The organism is Streptomyces sp. SID8374 (assembly GCF_009865135.1).
Lineage (GTDB): Bacteria > Actinomycetota > Actinomycetes > Streptomycetales > Streptomycetaceae > Streptomyces.
Window position 1 is genome coordinate 1,878,832 of sequence record NZ_WWGH01000002.1, and the last position, 15,762, is coordinate 1,894,593.

Below are 15,762 nucleotides of genomic sequence, written 5' to 3' on the forward strand. Positions count from 1 at the left end.
AGGAGTTCACGATGACCACCACCGACCCGTCCTCCCTGGTCCCCCTGCACCGCCTGCGGTTCGAGGAACCCGGCCCGCCCCGCCTCGGCGAACTGCCGGGCGGCGCGCCCGCCTGGCTGGTCAGCCGGTACGCCGACGTCCGCCAGGTGCTCTCCGACCCGCGCTTCGGCCGGGCCCAGCTGTACGCCGACGACGCCCCGCCCCTCTCCGACGTACCGGACCTCGTGAACAACCCCGACCTGATGTTCAACCAGGACGGCCCCGACCACCTGCGGCTGCGCCGGACGCTGCGCCGCGCCTTCACCCCGAGAGCGGTCGCCCGCTGGCAGCCGTGGATCACCGCCATCGTGGAGGAGCTACTGGACCGGCTGGAGGCAGAGCGCGGACCGGTCGACGTGGTCGAGGAGTTCACGCTGCCCCTCCCCGTGGCGGTGATCAGCCGGCTGATGGGCCTGGACGCGTCCGCCCACGGCCGGATGCGGCACTGGAGCGAGCACGCCTTCTCCGACGGCTCGCACTCCGGGGAGGAGGTGGAGTCCGTGCTGAAGGAGTTCAGCGCGTTCGGCGCCGAACTCCTCGCCGAGCGGCGGCGCGACCCCGGCGACGACCTGATCAGCAGTCTGGTGCGGGCCGCCGACGAGGAGGGCGGCCTCCCCGAGGCGCAGTTGGTGAGCCTGGTGTGCGGGCTCGTCGTCGGCGGCCACGACAGCACCATGACCATGCTGGGCAACGCGCTGCTCTACCTCCTCGGCGAACGCCCGGAGAGCTGGCCCCGGATCGGCGCGGACGAGGAGGCGGCCGGAAGGGTGGCGGACCGGCTCATCCACCTCGTCCCGCTGGGCGACGACCGGGGAACGGCACGCCACGCGGCCGAGGACGTCGAGGTCGGCGGGGTGGTGATCCCGGCCGGCGCGGTCGTCCTGGCGGACTGCGGCGCCGCCAACCGGGATCCGGAGGTCTTCCCCCGCCACACCCGCAACGACCTGTTCGCCCCGCTGGAGGCCCCCACGCTCTCCTTCGGTGCCGGGGCCCACTACTGCCTGGGCGCCTGGCTGGCCCGTACCGAGCTCCAGACCGCCCTGCACCGGCTGGCCGCCCGCCTCCCGGAGCTGCGCCTGGCGGAGCCCACGGAGGCGGTCGTCTGGCGGACCGGAACGACCTCACGCAGCCCGCGCAGGCTCCTGGTGAGCTGGTGAGGCGGTGGTGCTAGCGGACCTGTTCGAAACTCGGTCCGTAGGGGCCGGCCTTGACGCGCAGCGTCTCGTACCCGCCGTCGCCCTGGTTGCCGTACTTGCTCCAGAACTGGCAGGTCAGACCGGAGTCGGCATCGAAGTCGACGGCCGTGGCGGCGGGGAACTCCTCGCAGGCGAGCTTGGACGCGTCGGAGCGGCCGGACCCGCTGCCGTACTGCTCGAACAGCTGGTTGTAGACGACCTTCGCGACGAGCAGTCCCTTGAGGGGCTTGGCGTTGTAGAAGGTCATGAAGCTGCCTTCCTTGTACGAGTCGCTGATCTTGACCTCGTACGGGATGACAGCGCCCTCGTAGGTGACGTTGCAGGTGCTGACGGCACCGGCCTTCTGCGTCACCCCGTCCGGGCATTCGGCGCTGGTCTTGCCGGGCACCTTGACCCGGCCGAGGACCTGCTCCTGGAGCTTGTGCTCCACCCGCTCGGTGAAGGGGGCGCTGTTCTCCGGCTTGGGCAGGACCTTGAGCTGCCCGTCGGAGGAGCTGTCGAGTACGTCCTTCTGCGGGCCGTCCACGGCCACGGGCAGCGGCGCGGCCTGCGGGGCGGCGGTCGTCTCCTCCACGGCGTCGGGCTTGGAGTCGGCGGCGGGGGTCGCGGCGGTGCCGGAGGAATCCCCGGAGCCGCAGCCGACCGCGAGGATGCCGACGGCGGCCAGTCCGATGAGCTTCTTGGTGTAGTGCATAAGCGCAGCCTAAAAGTCGCCACGGACTGCACCGGGGCCTGCGGGAGGGCATGGAGACGGCCCGACCGCCCTCCGAAAGCGGGACATTGTGGAGGGAAACCTTCCACTTCGCAGCGCCCCACCGGCCTCACAGGCACCTGACGGTGGCCCAGACGAGAAGGGGTCGTAGCGCGACTGTGACGCCCGGGGTGCCACCGGCCGGCCCCTGCCGCCATCCGGCAGGTCTGTCCGGCGGCTGTGCGGGAAGACGGCGTAACGCCGGAGGAGAACAGGCTCCACCGGCGCCGCCGTCAGGCGGAGGACCCGGGGGACCCGATGCCGACCACCACGCCCGCGAGAGCGACCGAACCGTCAGGAACTGCGGCTCCGCCACGCCTGGGCCACTCGCCGGCCCTGAGCAGCGGCGCCGGCCGGGCGGTGGCCCGGATCGCGGCCTTCGCGGTCTGCCAGGCGGCGATGATCGCGGGCCTCGGGCTGCTGATCACCGGGCCCGCACGGAACATCTGGCCGCTGTCCGCCGAGGACGCGGTGAACGAGGCCTTCGAACGCGTACGCACCGATACGCTCACCACCGTCTCGGCGGTCGTCTCCGGCGCGGGGGACACCTCCGCCGTCGTCGGCCTCACCGTCCTGTGCTGCCTGGGCCTCCTCCTGGTGCCGCCGTTCCCCCGGTGGCGCGCGGCGCTCTTCCTGGCCCTGGGCGTCTGGCTCCAGTCCCTGGTCTTCCTGGTCATCACGGAGTCCGTGGACCGGACGCGTCCGGACGTGGAGCGCCTGGACGCCTCGCCGCCGACGTCCAGCTACACCTCCGGGCACACCGGAGCGGCCACCGCGCTCTACGCCGGGCTGGCCGTCCTGGTGCTGTCCCGGGTCCGCAGCCGCTGGGGCAAGGCCCTCGCCGTGCTCCTGCTGCTGATCCCGCTGCTGGTGGGGCTGGCCCGGCTCTACCGAGGCATGCACCACCCCAGCGATGTGGTGGGCGGGCTGCTCAACGGCGCGCTCTCGCTGCTCGTCGTCGGCCGTGCCGTGCTCGCCGACGACGCCTGGGCCGCGCGGCCCCCGGCCGACGCGGTCGACATCGCCGTGGCCGCCGCCGAGAGCCGGCCGGGCCCGTCGCGCGAATCAGCCGTGGTGATCGTCAACCCGACGGTCACCGACACCGCCACCCGTGACCGGCTGCGGCTCGTCCTCGCACAACGGGGCCATACGGACGTGACGTTCGTGGAGACCACCGAACAGGACACCGGGGGCGGCCAGGCGGCCGACGCGGTCCGTGGCGGAGCGGGTCTCGTGGTGGCGAGCGGCGGCGACGGCACCATCCGCGCGGTCGCCGACGCACTGGCCGGAACCGGTGTCGCGCTGGCCGTCGTGCCCTGCGGTACGGGCAACCTCCTGGCCCGGAGCCTGGGGCTGCCCCTCGACCCCGCCGACGCGCTGGCCGCCGGACTCACCGGCGAACGCCGCGCGCTGGACCTCGGCACCATCAGCGGCGACGGGACCGCCCGTACGCACTTCACGGCCATGGCGGGAGCCGGACTCGACGCGGCGGTGATGGAGTCCACCTCCGACCGCGCCAAGTCGGCGCTCGGCTGGCCCGCCTACGTCCTGAGCGGGCTCGGCCAACTGCGGGGCCCCCGCATCCGGTTGGCGGTCGCACTCGACGGCGGACCGGCGCTGCACCGCACCGCCCGCATGGTCCTCATCGCCAACATCGGCACCGTCCAGGGCGGTACGGCCCTCGTCCCCGGCGCCCGCCCCGACGACGGGCTCCTGGACCTCGCCCTCTTCGACCCCCGTGGCGCGGGCGGCTGGCTGCGGACGGCGGGCGTGCTGCTGGGCGGCTCACGGCCCACCGGGAGCGCCACCGCCCCCGGTGCGCACGGGGGCCCGGTCGAGTTCTTCACCTTCCGCCACGCCGAACTCACCTTCACCCGGCCCCAGCCCCGCGAAGTGGACGGCGACCCGGTGGCCCCCGGCCGGCGGATCACCGCGGAGGTCAGGCCCGGCGCCCTCACCGTCCTGCTGCCCGCCGGGGAGAAGTGATGGCCACCACCGTCCAGCCGCCCGCACGGGAGAAGTGATGGGAACCGCGACCCGGGTGCCGGTCACCCAGGACATGACCGGCGACGAACTCTCCGCCGACGAAGCCCTCGTGGCGCTGCGCCGGTACGGCCGCTGGCCCCTGCTGCGCGACGCCTTCGTACGCTTCCGCTACGCCGACGGCTTCAGCCACTCCCGCGCGCTGGCCCTCCAGACGATCCTGGCGATCATCCCCCTGGTCATCGCGTTCGTCGGACTCTCCACCGCGCTGCACACCGAGAACATAGGGAGACTCGCCGAGCTGACGATCCGCAGCTTGAGCGAAGGGCCGAGCGCCCCCGTGGTGGACGAGGCCCTGGACCGCGGCCGGCGAGGGGGCGGTGACGGGGCCGAGCTCGCCCTCTGGTTCGGCCTGCTCTTCTCCCTGGTCAACGTCACGACGGCGATGTGCCAGATAGAGCGCGGCGCCAACCGGATCTACGGGGTGGAGCGCGACCGGGTCTTCCACCTCAAGTATCTGCGGGGCCTGATCATGTCGTTGAGCGCCGGGATACCGCTCGGCATCGCCTCGATCATGATCGTGGCGGGCGGGGACCTCGTGACGGCCGCCACCACCGTCTACGCACTCGGCGACGGTGCCCGGACGGCCTGGGACCTGCTCCGCATCCCGCTCGGCCTGCTGCTGGCCCTGATCTCCGCCAGTGCGGTCTTCCGGCGCTCGCCGCGCCGCAGACAGCCCGGGTACACCTGGCTCGCCTTCGGCGCCGCCGTCTACCTGGTGCTGTGGACGCTGCTGACCTGGCTGCTCGGCCTCTACCTCGAACTCAGCGGCTCCTTCGACACGGTCTACGGACCGCTGAGCCTCTTCATGGCCCTGCTCCTGTGGTCCTACCTCACCTCCCTGTCCCTCTTCCTCGGACTGTCCTTCGCCGCCCAGCTGGAAGCCGTGCGCGCGGGGAAGCCCGGCCCGATCACCGCCGATCCAGGAACCTGACATGCCGACACGCCCCGCCACCCCGCACACCCAGGAGCAGCGCACCCGCCGCGCCGACCGCCGGTTCGGTATCCGCCTGCTGGGAGCCGTGGCCGCCGCGGCCGCCGCCGCGATCCCCTTCGCCCTGCTGCTCGTCCTCGTCGAGGCGCGCTGGCCCCCGCTGCGGCGCGTCGACGCGGGGGCGGCCCGCCGACTGCACGACCTCGCCCTCGAACACCCGGCGTGGACCGGCACGTTGCGGATCCTGTCCGACTGGGTGTGGGACCCGGCGACCCTGCGCATCGCCGTGGCGCTGCTCACGCTCTGGCTCCTGTACCGGCGGGCCTGGCGCCTCGCCGCCTGGGCGGCGGTGACGGCGAGCGGCGGGGCGCTGACCGGCGTGCTCGTCAAGGTGGTCGTGGAGCGGGCGAGGCCCTCGCTGGAGGACCCGGTCGCCCAGGCGCCCGGCTACTCCTTCCCCTCCGGCCACGCGATGACGGCGACCACCTCGTTCGCCGTACTGCTCCTGGTGCTGCTGCCGATGGTGCCGCGCGCCTGGCGTGCGCTCTGCTGGGGCGTGGCGGGGGTGTCGGTCCTGGGTGTTGGCTTCACCCGGATCGCGCTCGGTGTGCACTGGTTCAGCGACGTCATCGGCGGCTGGCTGCTGGGCGCCGCCGTCGTGGTCCTGACCGGCTGGGCCTTCGAGGCGTGGCGGGCGGATTCCGGCCGCCGCCCGAGCGGCGTGGCCGAGGGCCTGGAACCGGAGCTCACCGACGAGGAGCCGGAGCCGTCGGACCCGGCGGCCCGCCAGGGGTGAGCGCCCGGCGCCGTACCGCTCAGCGGCCGGGCGCCCCCGCGCGCAGCCCGTCCATCACGAAGTCCAGCAGCCGGGCGGCCCTCGGCTCCCAGTCCTCCCGCGGATCCAGCTGCCAGAGACCGGCGATGGCCAGGAAGAAGTCGTCCGGCGTCACCCCCGGGCGGATGGTGCCGGCCTCCTCGTTGGCGCGGAGCAGGGTTCCGGCCGCCTCCATCACCGGCGCGGGGCCGGGCTTGGCCGGTCCGCCCGGCGCGCTGGTGACCAGCCGGATCGCGTCCGCCAGCCCCGCCTTGGTCATGGCGAACCCGGCGAGCCGGTCCATCCACTCGCGCAGGGCCGCCTCGGGGGCGCGGGTGCAGAGCAACTCGGCCGCCGCGTCCGACACTTGCTGCATCTCGTAGCGGTAGATCTCCAGGACGAGCGCTTCGCGGTGCGGGAAGTTGCGGTAGAACGTGCCCTGCCCGACGCCCGCCTTCCTGGCGATCGTGCTCAGCGGGACGTCCGGGCGCACCGTCAGTTCGGCCATGGCGACGTGCAGGATGCGCTCACGGTTGCGCACCGCGTCCGAACGCGCGGGCGTGTCCTTCTTCGGCTGGGACACACATCCTCCTCACGGGTTCGTGGCCGAATCCCGTCCTTGTTAAGCGGACAACTGTCCGTTACGTTGGCCAGTGAAGCGGACAGCAGTCCGGTTAGGTCTACCTTAGCGCGGCCCGGCACCCCCACGCACCGGTCGCGGACCCCGGACTCCTGCCACAGCGCCTGTCTCCTGTCACCGGACACCGAAGAAGGCTGATGATGGCCCCAGCACCCTCGTCGACCACCAGCGCGATCACCCTGAACATCAACGGCGAGAAGCACCACCTGTCCGTCGACCACCGCACCACCCTGCTCGACGCCCTGCGCGAGCGCCTCGACCTCACCGGCACCAAGAAGGGCTGCGACCAGGGACAGTGCGGGGCCTGCACCGTCCTGGTCGACCGGCGCCGTGTCGTCTCCTGCCTCAACCTGGCGGTGGCGGCCGAGGGCCGCGAGATCACCACCATCGAAGGCGTCGCCGACGGCGACGAGCTGCACCCCGTCCAGCAGGCCTTCCTCGACCTCGACGGCTACCAGTGCGGCTACTGCACACCCGGCCAGATCTGCTCGGCCATCGCCGTCATCGAGGAGCACGCGGCCGGCTGGCCCAGCGCCGCCACCGACGACGTGGCCGCCCAGGCGCCGCCACCCCTGACGCCCGAGGAGATCCGCGAACGGATGAGCGGCAACCTGTGCCGCTGCGGCGCGTACGTCTCCATCGTCCAGGCCGTCTCCCGTGGCGCCCAGGCCCACGAAGAGGCCCGTACGGCAGCAGCCGAGGAGGCCGCAGCGTGAAAGAGTTCGACTACCGGCGCGCCCATGACGTCACCGGCGCCGTCGCCCTGCTCGCGGCCGCCCCGGACGCACGGTTCCTCGGCGGCGGCACCAACCTCGTCGACCTGATGAAGACCGGCGTCGAACGGCCCGCCCTCCTCGTCGACGTACGCGAACTGCCGCTGGACCGCGTCGAGTCCACGGCCGACGGCGGTCTGCGCATCGGGGCGACCGTCACCAACAGCGACCTCGCCGCCCACCCCGAAGTCCGCCGCCGCTACCCGGCGTTGACCCAGGCCGTCCTGGCCGGGGCCTCCGGGCAGCTGCGCAACATGGCCACCGTCGGCGGCAATCTGCTCCAGCGCACCCGCTGCGGCTACTTCACCGACGTCGGCGGACCGTGCAACAAGCGTGTCCCCGGCAGCGGTTGCCCGGCCGTCGCCGGTGAGCACCACAACCACGCGGTCCTCGGCGCCTCCGACCACTGTGTGGCCGTGTACCCCTCCGACATGGGCGTGGCGCTGACGGCCTTCGACGCCCAGGTCGCGTACGAGACCCTCGACGGGCCTGGCGAGGTCCCGCTCACCGACCTCTACCTCCCCGTCGGTGACACCCCGCACCGCGAAACCGCCCTGCCGCCCGGCGCGTTGATCACCCACATCACGCTCCCTGCCGCCCCCGTCGCCGCCGACTCCCGCTACCGCAAGGTGCGCGAACGCGCCTCGTACGCCTTCGCCATCGGCTCCGTCGCCGCCGCGCTGGACATCGAGGGCGGGCGCATACGCGAAGCTCGGCTCGCCCTCGGAGCCGTGGCCTCCCGGCCCTGGCGTGCCCGCGCCGCCGAAGCCGTCCTGACCGGCGCACCGGCCACCGGCGCGACCTTCGCGGCTGCCGCGGACGCCGAACTCGCCGCCGCAAGGCCGCTGCCCGACAACGGATACAAGGTGACCCTCATGCGCAACCTCGTGGTCTCCGTCCTGACCGAACTGGCGGAAGGGGACGCCCGATGACCACCACCACACCGGGCCCCCGCGCGCTGCACACGGCCGTCGGCACCGCCCGCACCCGGGTCGAGGGCCGGGAGAAGGTCACCGGCGCCGCGCGCTACGCGGGCGAGATCCCCTTCGCCGACCTGGCCCACGGCTGGCTAGTGCTCTCCACCGTCACCCGGGGCCGTATCCGTACGATCGACACCGCATCCGTCCTCGCCATGCCGGGCGTCCTCACCGTGCTCCACCACGGCAACGCCCCGCGCCTGCACACCGATTACCTCGGCATGCTCGGCACCCCGCCGGACCCGGCCGCCGCCGTCTTCCAGGACGACAAGGTGCCGTTCGCGGGCTGGCCGGTCGCTCTGGTCGTCGCCGAGACCCCCGAGGAGGCCAGGGAGGCGGCCGAGGCGCTGGTGGTGACGTACGACGAGGAGCCGCACACCACCGTGCTGGCGGCCGACGACCCCGGCGCCTACCCGGGTGCCGGTCACATGCCCGCCGAGACCGAGAAGGGCGACCTGGACGCCCAACTCGCCGCATCCGCCGTCGTGCTGGACGAGGAGTACACCACTCCCGAGGAACAGCACAGCATGATGGAGCCGCACGCGGCGACCGCCCTGTGGGACGGCGGACGGCTGGAGGTCGTCGACTCCAACCAGGGCGCCGGGTGGGTCCAGTCCGAGCTGGCCACGATGTTCTCCCTCGACGCGTCCTCGGTGCGGGTGCGCTCCGAACACATCGGCGGCGGCTTCGGCAGCAAGGGCCTCCGCGCCCACCAGGTGTCCGCCGTCATGGCCGCCACCGCACTCCAGCGGCCGGTACGCGTGGTATTGACGAGGCGTCAGACGTTCTCGCTGGCCGGCTACCGCAGCCCCACCGCCCAGCGGGTCAGGCTCGGCGCGTACCCCGACGGCAGGCTCCGCGCCCTGGAGCACCGCTCGCTCAACCAGACCTCGACCGTGTACGAGTTCGTGGAGCCGAGCGCGGGCGTCGCCCGGGTCATGTACGACGCCGACGCCCACCGCACGGCCAACCACGTCGTACGCCTCGACGTGCCGTCCCCCACCTGGATGCGGGCCCCGGGGGAGGCACCGGGGTCGTTCGCGATCGAGGCCGCCCTCGACGAACTCGCAGAACGCGCCGGTATCGACCCGGTCGAACTCCGCCTGCGCAACGAGCCCGAGGTCGGCCCCGTCTCCGGCCTCCCCTTCAGCAGCCACAACCTGGCCGCCTGCCTCCGCGAGGGCGCCCGCAGGTTCGGCTGGGCGGACCGCGACCCGCGCCCCGGGATCCGCCGCGACGGCCGCTGGCTGCTCGGTACGGGAATGGCGGCAGCCTCCTTCGGTGCCGGGGCCATGCCCTCCACGGCCCTGGTCACGGCGGAGGCGGACGGCTCCTACACCGTACGGATCACCGCGGCCGACATCGGCACCGGCGCCCGCACCGCGCTCACCCTGATCGCCGCCGACGCCCTGGAGACCACACCGGAACGGGTCCACGTACGCATCGGCGACAGCGACTTCGGCCCCGCCATGATCGCCGGCGGTTCCATGGGCACCCGCTCCTGGGCCTGGGCCGTCACGGCGGCCGCCGCCGAACTCCGGGAGCGGCTCGCGACGGGCCCGGACATCCCGCCGGAGGGGATCACCGTGCGCTCCGACACCACAGCGGCGCTCGGCGCCCTCGCACAGAAGGAACGGCACTCCTTCGGCGCCCAGTTCGCGGAGGTCGCCGTCGACACCGCCACCGGCGAGGTCCGGGTCCGCCGCATGCTGGGCATCTTCGCCGCGGGCCGGATCGTCAACCCGCTCACCGCACGCAACCAGCTGGTCGGCGGGATGACCTGGGGCATCTCCATGGCCCTGCACGAGGAGGCGGTCCGCGACCGGAACACCGGCCGCCATTACAGCCCCGACCTCGCCGGCTACCACGTGGCCACGCACGCCGACGTCCCGGACATCGAGGCGGACTGGGTGGACGACCACGACCCGGACGACCCGGTCGGCATCAAGGGCGTGGGGGAGATCGGCATCGTGGGCGCGGCGGCGGCCGTCGCCAACGCGGTCTGGCACGCCACCGGCGTACGCCATCGGCACCTGCCGATCCGCCCCGACCGGATCCTCGCGGCGTCGGCACCGGAGCCCCGCAAGGGAGCGGCGGATGCTTGACATCGCCGACGCGCTGCACCGCTGGACGGCCGAGGGCCGGGAGTTCGCGGTCGCCACCGTCGTCTCCGTCGACGGCAGCGCCCCACGCGGGCCCGGCGCCGCCCTGGCCGTCGACAGCGAGGGCACGGCGATCGGCTCGGTCTCCGGCGGCTGTGTGGAGGGCGCGGTCTACGAACTGTGCGCCCAGGCACTCCAGGACGGCCGGACCGTGCGCGAACGCTTCGGCTACAGCGACGAGGACGCCTTCGCGGTCGGCCTGACCTGCGGCGGGGTCCTCGACATCCTGATCACACCGGTCCGTACGGACACTCCGGAGCGGGCGGTGCTGGCGTCCGCACTGGCCGCCGCCACCTCCGGCGAGGCGGCGGCCCTCGCCCGGGTCGTACGCGGCCCGGCAGAGCTGCTCGGGCGGGCCCTGCTGGTCCGCCCCGACGGCAGCAGCGAGGGCGGGCTCGGCGGCCACGTGGAGCTGGACCGTACGGCGGCGGCCGAGGCCCGGGCCCTCCTGGACACCGGCCGGACCGGCACGGTCACCCTCTCCGAGGACGGCTCGCACTGCCCCGGCGGGCTCACCCTGCTCGTCGAGTGCAGCGTGGAACCGCCCCGCATGATCGTGTTCGGTGCCGTCGACTTCGCCGCGGCCCTGGTGCGGGCGGGCAAGTTCCTGGGCCACCACGTCACGGTGTGCGACGCCCGGCCGGTCTTCGCCACCAGGGCCCGCTTCCCCGAGGCGGACGAGGTCGTCGTCGACTGGCCGCACCGCTATCTGCGAAGCACCCGCACCGACGGGCGTACGGTGCTGTGCGTCCTCACCCACGAGGCCCGGTTCGACGTGCCGCTGCTCACGGAGGCGCTGCGCAGGCCGGTCGCGTTCGTCGGCGCGATGGGCTCACGCCGGACCCACGAGGACCGGCTGCGGCGGCTGCGCGAGGCGGGGCTGGACGAACGCGAGCTGGCGCGGCTGCGGTCACCCATCGGCCTGGACCTCGGAGCCCGTACGCCCGAGGAGACGGCCCTGTCCATCGCGGCGGAGATCATCGCGGCGAGGCGCGGCGGGACGGGCCTGCCGCTGACCGGCGGAGCGGAGCCCATCCACCGCGACCTGGCACGGACGGCGGCCTGAGGGCAGCTTCCGGCCGGAACGAGGCCTCAGCGCACGCGGCGAATGCGGATCGGGCCGCGTGCCTCGCCAGGGTCCACGGGGCGTCCACCCTGGGTGATCTCCACCTCCCCGGCCGCCACCAGTCGCCGCGCGGCCTGACGGGCCGGCTCCATGAGCGCTCGCCAGCCGTCCCCCTCACCGTCATAGGCGGCTCGTGCGGCGTCGGAAGGGCAGATGGTCGCGGCGGGGGAGCGTGCGTCCAGCAACTCCAGGATGGTCTGTTCGAGCTGCTGGTCCTGCTGCTGCCCGTTCTTCGTCATGGCTTCAGTGTCGCATCCGCCCGGAAAGGTCCCCTTTCGAAGGGCTTTGGGGTCACGTCCATGGTGGGGCCAGGCGTACCTGGGACTCGGAGGCCAGCCCCAGTGATCTTCGCGCCGGATCCCGACATCGTTGTGGTGTCGATCCGCAAGCAGAAGGAGCCTCTCGATGCACCGGAAGAAGATCTCGACGAAGCTGCGCAGGGTCCTGCTGGCGGTGACGGTGACGGGGCTCGCGGGCGCCTTCGTGACCAACGCCGCGCCGGCCCAGTCGCCGACGATGGACACCACGGCCGCCTCCACGCCCAAGAACAAGGCCACGTCTCTCCAGAAGAGCCTCGACGCCCTGGTCGGCCAGGAGAAGTTTCCGGCCGCGCTCGCCCATGTGGACAAGAACGGCCGGTCGGCCTCCCTGGTCGCCGGCTCGTCCCGGCTGGGCAGGCAGGTCCCGGTGCCACGCGACGGCCAGGTCCGGGCCGGGAGCAACACGAAGACCTTCACGGCCATCGTGGTCCTGCAACTGGTGGCCGAGGGCAGGGTCCGGCTGGACGAGCCGGTGGAGACCTATCTGCCCGGCCTCGTGCGCGGCGACGGCATCGACGGCCGCAGGATCACCGTCCGCCAGCTGCTCCAGCACACCAGCGGCCTGCCCAACTACACCGAACACATCGGCCTGGAGGACTTCGAGAAGATCCAGCACAAGTTCTTCCACCCCCACGACCTGCTCGAAGCCGCGCTCGCCCATCCGGCGAAGTTCGCTCCCGGCGCCAAGTGGGAGTACAGCAACACCAACTACCTCCTCGCGGGCCTGCTGGTCGAGAGGGTGACGGAGCGTCCGGTCCAGGAAGAGATAACGCGACGCGTGATCAAAAAGGCGGGCCTGCGCCACACCTACTGGCCCCAGCCGGGCGACCGCACCCTCCGCGCCCCGCACCCGCACGGCTACGCGCTCAGCAGCGCGGAGAACGGCAAGGTCATCGACGTGACGACCATGGACCCGTCCTGGGGAGGGGCGGCCGGACAGATGATCTCGACCCCGAGCGACCTCGCCAGGTTCGCCCGCGTCCTGCTCGACGGAGAGCTGCTTCCGCCCCGGCAGCTGGCCGAGATGCGCAAGACCGTGGACGCACCGCTGCTGCCCGGCTGGCGGTACGGGCTCGGTGTGTTCAGCATCCCGCTGAGCTGCGGAGGCGTCTACTGGGGGCACGGCGGGGACATCGACGGCTACGAGACACGTGGCGGCGCCACCGACGACGGCCGCTCGGTCGGGGTCGCCGTGACGGCTCTGCCGGGTACGTTCGGCGACGCGGAGAAGGGGGCGTTGGCGGTCATGTCGGCCACGGACACGGCGTTCTGCACGTGACGTGGATGCCCTGCGGCGTGCGGGACCGGCCGACAGCACAATCCCTCGGTCAACCGGTCATGGGGACACCAGACGGCGCAGGGCACGACGAGCCAACGGCGCGTACACGACGACGACCGCCGCCGGCCCCTCGATGCGCAGCTCGGTCTCCGTGCCGGACGGCGTGAGGACCCGCACGGCATGCCACAGCCGCATCCGTACGGGCCCCACCCGGACCCGCCAGCACCAGGTGCGCGCCTCGTGGTCGACGGCCTCGACGACGAAGCCGACGCCCGGCCCCACCACGGGCACCACCCGCCCCCGCATCCCGGCCCGCAGCTCGGCCTCCGCCTCCACGGCCCGGATCTGCGGGGCCCACGTCGGCCAGGCGGACGTCCGTACGTACCGCTGCCAGGCCCTCTCCACGCTCGCCCCGCCCACGGCGCGTACCGTTCGTCTCACGTCCTCACCCTGCTCGCGACGACGATTTGCGGCAAGCCGGGCACGCTGCCTGGACAGCCGACTCGTTGTAAAGTAGGGGCCGCACTTGACCTGCAAAAACGCAGGCAGGTAGCTGAATTCGGGAGTTGTTCGATGTTGCGCACCATGTTCAAGTCCAAGATCCACCGGGCCACCGTCACCCAGGCCGACCTGCACTACGTCGGTTCCGTGACGGTCGACGCCGACCTGATGGACGCCGCCGACCTGCTGCCCGGCGAGCTGGTCCATATCGTTGACATCGACAACGGCGCCCGCCTGGAGACGTACGTCATCGAGGGCGAGCGCGGCTCCGGTGTCATCGGCATCAACGGCGCTGCCGCACACCTCGTGCACCCCGGCGATCTGGTCATCCTGATCAGCTACGCGCAGGTCGAGGACGCGGAGGCGCGGGCGCTCACCCCGAAGGTCGTCCATGTCGACGTGGACAACCGGATCGTGGCGCTCGGGAGCGACGCGTCGGCGCCGGTGCCCGGGAGCCGTACGGAGCGGAGCCCGCAGGCGGTCGTCGCGGGCGGCTGAGTCTGCCGCTCGTGCCACACGGAAGTGCGCCACACGGAACGAGGAGAGCGGAAGCCCATGGCGGAGAACGGTGCCGTAGAGATCAGCGATGACCGGGAGCGCGGTGTGCTCACGGCCTACGAGGGCGGGAAGGCGGCCGGAACCATCGCCTACTTCGTCATGGAGCCCGCTCCGGGCGCCCTCGTGGCCGTTCACACGGTCGTCCGGCCCGAGCACGAGGGCAAGGGCATCGCCGGTGCGCTCGTCCGGAAGTTCTACGGCCTCGCCGCTCAGGAGGGCGTCCCCGTCGTGCCGCTGTGCCCGTACGCGGCGAAGTGGGCGCAGCGCCACCCCGACGAGGCGCCCGCGGCTCCGGAGCAGCTCGTACGGGAGGCGGAGCGGCAGCTCAAGGACCACCCCGAGCTGTTCTGACCCGAGCTGTTCCGAGGAGCGGCGGACGCCCGGGAGCGGTCGGGCGTCCGCCGCCTCACGCGGTCAGTGACGTGTCCGCCGCACCCCGGGGCGTGAGGTCCTGGCGGATGTACCACTCGGTGCTCAGCACCTGGTGCTGAACGTCCGGTGGCAGAGCGGCGATCCGGCCGGGGGCGGCTCCCCGTTCCACCTCGCTGCGGTGGGCGAGGATCGCCGCCAGCTTCTGGGGGAGCCAGGGGGCGACATCGACCGTGGTGGTGATCCACGCGTCGTCGGAGACGTGGAACGCGTCGGCGGGGGTGCCCGGCCGGCCCAGGCGCCTGCCCACCTGCTCCGCGGCCGAACGCGGGTGCGTGGCCAGGTAGAGGGCGCTCGGCTGCCAGGGGGCACCCGCTGCGGGGAAGAGCCGGGGGAGCCCCGCCGCCCGGGCGGCCAGAGCGGTGACCCGGTGGGCGTGTACGTGGTCGGGGTGGCCGGTCATGCCGCCGTAGGGGTCGGGGGCGATCACGACCTGCGGCCGTACGGCACGGATGTGGCCCACCACGGCGCCCACCGCCTCGTCCAGTGGCGCGTCCAGGAACCTGGGCCGCCCCGGGGCGGACTCCGGGACGCGGGCGTCCGCGTAGCCGAGGAGCCGGGGCGCTCCCGCACCCAGGATCTCCAGGGCCCGCGCCAGCTCGGCGGCCCGGTGGCTTCCCGCCCCCCCCCAGGTCGCGGTGACCACCGCGGTCCGCGCACCGGCGGCCGCGTGCTGGGCCAGTACGCCGCCCGAGAAGAGGGACTCGTCGTCCGGGTGGGCGTGGACGGCAAGCACGCTCGGCAGGGACATGGTGGACGCCTTCCTGTCGGTGTACGGGGCGGGTGGGCGGCCCGGTGGGGCGGCGCCTCACACCCTCCGTATTCCCTCATGCGTCGTACGTGTGGACTCGACAGGCGCGGGCAGCCGCACCGGGAGACGGTGGAGGAAAGCTCCATCTGTCCGTTTCATGTCGTTGTGGAGGATCGAAATGACCCACCCGTACCCCGACCCCGTACCGCCGTCGCCGACGCCTCCGCCCGTGCCGGGTCCGCCCACCCCCGTCCCGAGCCCGCCGCCTGTGCCGCCGGGGCCCGCCCCGGTGCCTCCCGGCCCGGCCCCGGACCCGATTCCGCAGCCCCCGGCGCCCGGCCCGGACCCCGTACCGGACCCGGAGCCGCAGCCCGAGCCCGCCGGGCCGTAGGGGGGCGTGAGGCGACGTGGGGACGTGCGCGGGGCGGCCGCCGGAGCCGCCCCGCGCCGGGCTGTAGCCACGGTGGGC

The 15,762-nt window shown here is 73.2% G+C and carries 16 protein-coding genes; 11 read left to right on the forward strand and 5 right to left on the reverse strand.

Annotated features, from left to right (window positions below; genetic code table 11):
- The first annotated feature begins 11 nt into the window (after positions 1-11).
- Positions 12-1,196 (forward strand): cytochrome P450, encoded by a 1,185-nt coding sequence (locus tag GTY67_RS31655; protein ID WP_161281301.1) that lies wholly within the window; start codon positions 12-14, stop codon positions 1,194-1,196.
- A gap of 10 nt (positions 1,197-1,206) precedes the next feature.
- On the opposite strand, the gene GTY67_RS31660 is transcribed toward GTY67_RS31655, so the two are convergent.
- Entirely contained in the window at positions 1,207-1,929 is a 723-nt protein-coding gene (locus tag GTY67_RS31660) for a hypothetical protein (RefSeq protein ID WP_161281302.1), read from the reverse strand.
- A gap of 315 nt (positions 1,930-2,244) precedes the next feature.
- Here GTY67_RS31660 and GTY67_RS31665 point away from each other — a divergent pair, with 315 nt between their 5' ends.
- Genes GTY67_RS31665 through GTY67_RS31675 form a run of 3 tightly spaced genes read left to right on the forward strand, consistent with a single transcriptional unit; the run spans position 2,245 to position 5,759 of the window.
- Positions 2,245-3,972, forward strand: a complete 1,728-nt coding sequence (locus GTY67_RS31665) for a diacylglycerol kinase family protein (protein ID WP_161281303.1) — start codon at positions 2,245-2,247, stop codon at positions 3,970-3,972.
- A gap of 37 nt (positions 3,973-4,009) precedes the next feature.
- Positions 4,010-4,963, forward strand: a complete 954-nt coding sequence (locus tag GTY67_RS31670; RefSeq protein WP_161281304.1) for a YhjD/YihY/BrkB family envelope integrity protein — start codon at positions 4,010-4,012, stop codon at positions 4,961-4,963.
- Position 4,964: 1 nt separating this feature from the next.
- Positions 4,965-5,759: a phosphatase PAP2 family protein gene (locus GTY67_RS31675; protein WP_161281305.1), complete on the forward strand. Its 795-nt coding sequence runs from the start codon at positions 4,965-4,967 to the stop codon at positions 5,757-5,759.
- 19 nt (positions 5,760-5,778) lie between these two features.
- On the opposite strand, the gene GTY67_RS31680 is transcribed toward GTY67_RS31675, so the two are convergent.
- The gene (locus tag GTY67_RS31680; protein WP_161281306.1) at positions 5,779-6,360 is read right to left on the reverse strand and encodes a TetR/AcrR family transcriptional regulator; all 582 of its coding nucleotides are present in this window, start codon (positions 6,358-6,360) and stop codon (positions 5,779-5,781) included.
- Between the two features lie 197 nt (positions 6,361-6,557).
- Between GTY67_RS31680 and GTY67_RS31685 the strand changes: the two genes are divergently transcribed.
- Genes GTY67_RS31685 through GTY67_RS31700 form a run of 4 tightly spaced genes read left to right on the forward strand, consistent with a single transcriptional unit; the run spans position 6,558 to position 11,395 of the window.
- A complete protein-coding gene (locus tag GTY67_RS31685; protein ID WP_161281307.1) occupies positions 6,558-7,133 on the forward strand; it encodes a 2Fe-2S iron-sulfur cluster-binding protein in 576 nt (191 codons plus the stop codon).
- Positions 7,130-8,122: a xanthine dehydrogenase family protein subunit M gene (locus GTY67_RS31690; RefSeq protein ID WP_161281308.1), complete on the forward strand. Its 993-nt coding sequence runs from the start codon at positions 7,130-7,132 to the stop codon at positions 8,120-8,122. Before GTY67_RS31685 ends, GTY67_RS31690 begins: the two co-directional genes overlap by 4 nt.
- Positions 8,119-10,272 (forward strand): xanthine dehydrogenase family protein molybdopterin-binding subunit, encoded by a 2,154-nt coding sequence (locus tag GTY67_RS31695; RefSeq protein WP_161281309.1) that lies wholly within the window; start codon positions 8,119-8,121, stop codon positions 10,270-10,272. Before GTY67_RS31690 ends, GTY67_RS31695 begins: the two co-directional genes overlap by 4 nt.
- On the forward strand, positions 10,265-11,395 hold the full coding sequence (locus GTY67_RS31700) for an XdhC/CoxI family protein (RefSeq protein WP_161281310.1): 1,131 nt from the start codon (positions 10,265-10,267) through the stop codon (positions 11,393-11,395). Before GTY67_RS31695 ends, GTY67_RS31700 begins: the two co-directional genes overlap by 8 nt.
- 26 nt (positions 11,396-11,421) lie before the next feature.
- On the opposite strand, the gene GTY67_RS31705 is transcribed toward GTY67_RS31700, so the two are convergent.
- On the reverse strand, positions 11,422-11,694 hold the full coding sequence (locus tag GTY67_RS31705) for a DUF3253 domain-containing protein (protein WP_161281311.1): 273 nt from the start codon (positions 11,692-11,694) through the stop codon (positions 11,422-11,424).
- Between the two features lie 166 nt (positions 11,695-11,860).
- Here GTY67_RS31705 and GTY67_RS31710 point away from each other — a divergent pair, with 166 nt between their 5' ends.
- Entirely contained in the window at positions 11,861-13,054 is a 1,194-nt protein-coding gene (locus GTY67_RS31710; protein WP_161281312.1) for a serine hydrolase domain-containing protein, read from the forward strand.
- A 57-nt stretch (positions 13,055-13,111) separates the two neighbouring features.
- On the opposite strand, the gene GTY67_RS31715 is transcribed toward GTY67_RS31710, so the two are convergent.
- Positions 13,112-13,459: a hypothetical protein gene (locus tag GTY67_RS31715; protein ID WP_093689540.1), complete on the reverse strand. Its 348-nt coding sequence runs from the start codon at positions 13,457-13,459 to the stop codon at positions 13,112-13,114.
- Positions 13,460-13,627: 168 nt separating this feature from the next.
- Here GTY67_RS31715 and panD point away from each other — a divergent pair, with 168 nt between their 5' ends.
- Both panD and GTY67_RS31725 read left to right on the forward strand, forming a co-directional pair.
- Positions 13,628-14,053: an aspartate 1-decarboxylase gene (gene panD, locus GTY67_RS31720; protein ID WP_093689277.1), complete on the forward strand. Its 426-nt coding sequence runs from the start codon at positions 13,628-13,630 to the stop codon at positions 14,051-14,053.
- Positions 14,054-14,110: 57 nt separating this feature from the next.
- On the forward strand, positions 14,111-14,464 hold the full coding sequence (locus tag GTY67_RS31725) for a GNAT family N-acetyltransferase (protein WP_161281313.1): 354 nt from the start codon (positions 14,111-14,113) through the stop codon (positions 14,462-14,464).
- A gap of 55 nt (positions 14,465-14,519) precedes the next feature.
- Here GTY67_RS31725 and GTY67_RS31730 read toward each other — a convergent pair whose 3' ends face one another.
- Entirely contained in the window at positions 14,520-15,293 is a 774-nt protein-coding gene (locus GTY67_RS31730) for a PIG-L family deacetylase (RefSeq protein ID WP_161281314.1), read from the reverse strand.
- Positions 15,294-15,762 lie beyond the last annotated feature (469 nt).

Bases quoted from the DNA above. Each gene is read 5' to 3' on its own strand.
- GTY67_RS31725 (WP_161281313.1), top strand. From the start codon at position 14,111: ATGGCGGAGAACGGTGCCGTAGAGATCAGCGATGACCGGGAGCGCGGT.
- GTY67_RS31700 (WP_161281310.1), top strand. From the start codon at position 10,265: ATGCTTGACATCGCCGACGCGCTGCACCGCTGGACGGCCGAGGGCCGG.
- GTY67_RS31730 (WP_161281314.1), bottom strand. From the start codon at position 15,293: ATGTCCCTGCCGAGCGTGCTTGCCGTCCACGCCCACCCGGACGACGAG.
- GTY67_RS31655 (WP_161281301.1), top strand. From the start codon at position 12: ATGACCACCACCGACCCGTCCTCCCTGGTCCCCCTGCACCGCCTGCGG.
- GTY67_RS31705 (WP_161281311.1), bottom strand. From the start codon at position 11,694: ATGACGAAGAACGGGCAGCAGCAGGACCAGCAGCTCGAACAGACCATC.
- GTY67_RS31665 (WP_161281303.1), top strand. From the start codon at position 2,245: ATGCCGACCACCACGCCCGCGAGAGCGACCGAACCGTCAGGAACTGCG.
- GTY67_RS31710 (WP_161281312.1), top strand. From the start codon at position 11,861: ATGCACCGGAAGAAGATCTCGACGAAGCTGCGCAGGGTCCTGCTGGCG.
- panD (WP_093689277.1), top strand. From the start codon at position 13,628: ATGTTGCGCACCATGTTCAAGTCCAAGATCCACCGGGCCACCGTCACC.
- GTY67_RS31685 (WP_161281307.1), top strand. From the start codon at position 6,558: ATGGCCCCAGCACCCTCGTCGACCACCAGCGCGATCACCCTGAACATC.
- GTY67_RS31670 (WP_161281304.1), top strand. From the start codon at position 4,010: ATGGGAACCGCGACCCGGGTGCCGGTCACCCAGGACATGACCGGCGAC.
- GTY67_RS31695 (WP_161281309.1), top strand. From the start codon at position 8,119: ATGACCACCACCACACCGGGCCCCCGCGCGCTGCACACGGCCGTCGGC.
- GTY67_RS31675 (WP_161281305.1), top strand. From the start codon at position 4,965: ATGCCGACACGCCCCGCCACCCCGCACACCCAGGAGCAGCGCACCCGC.
- GTY67_RS31660 (WP_161281302.1), bottom strand. From the start codon at position 1,929: ATGCACTACACCAAGAAGCTCATCGGACTGGCCGCCGTCGGCATCCTC.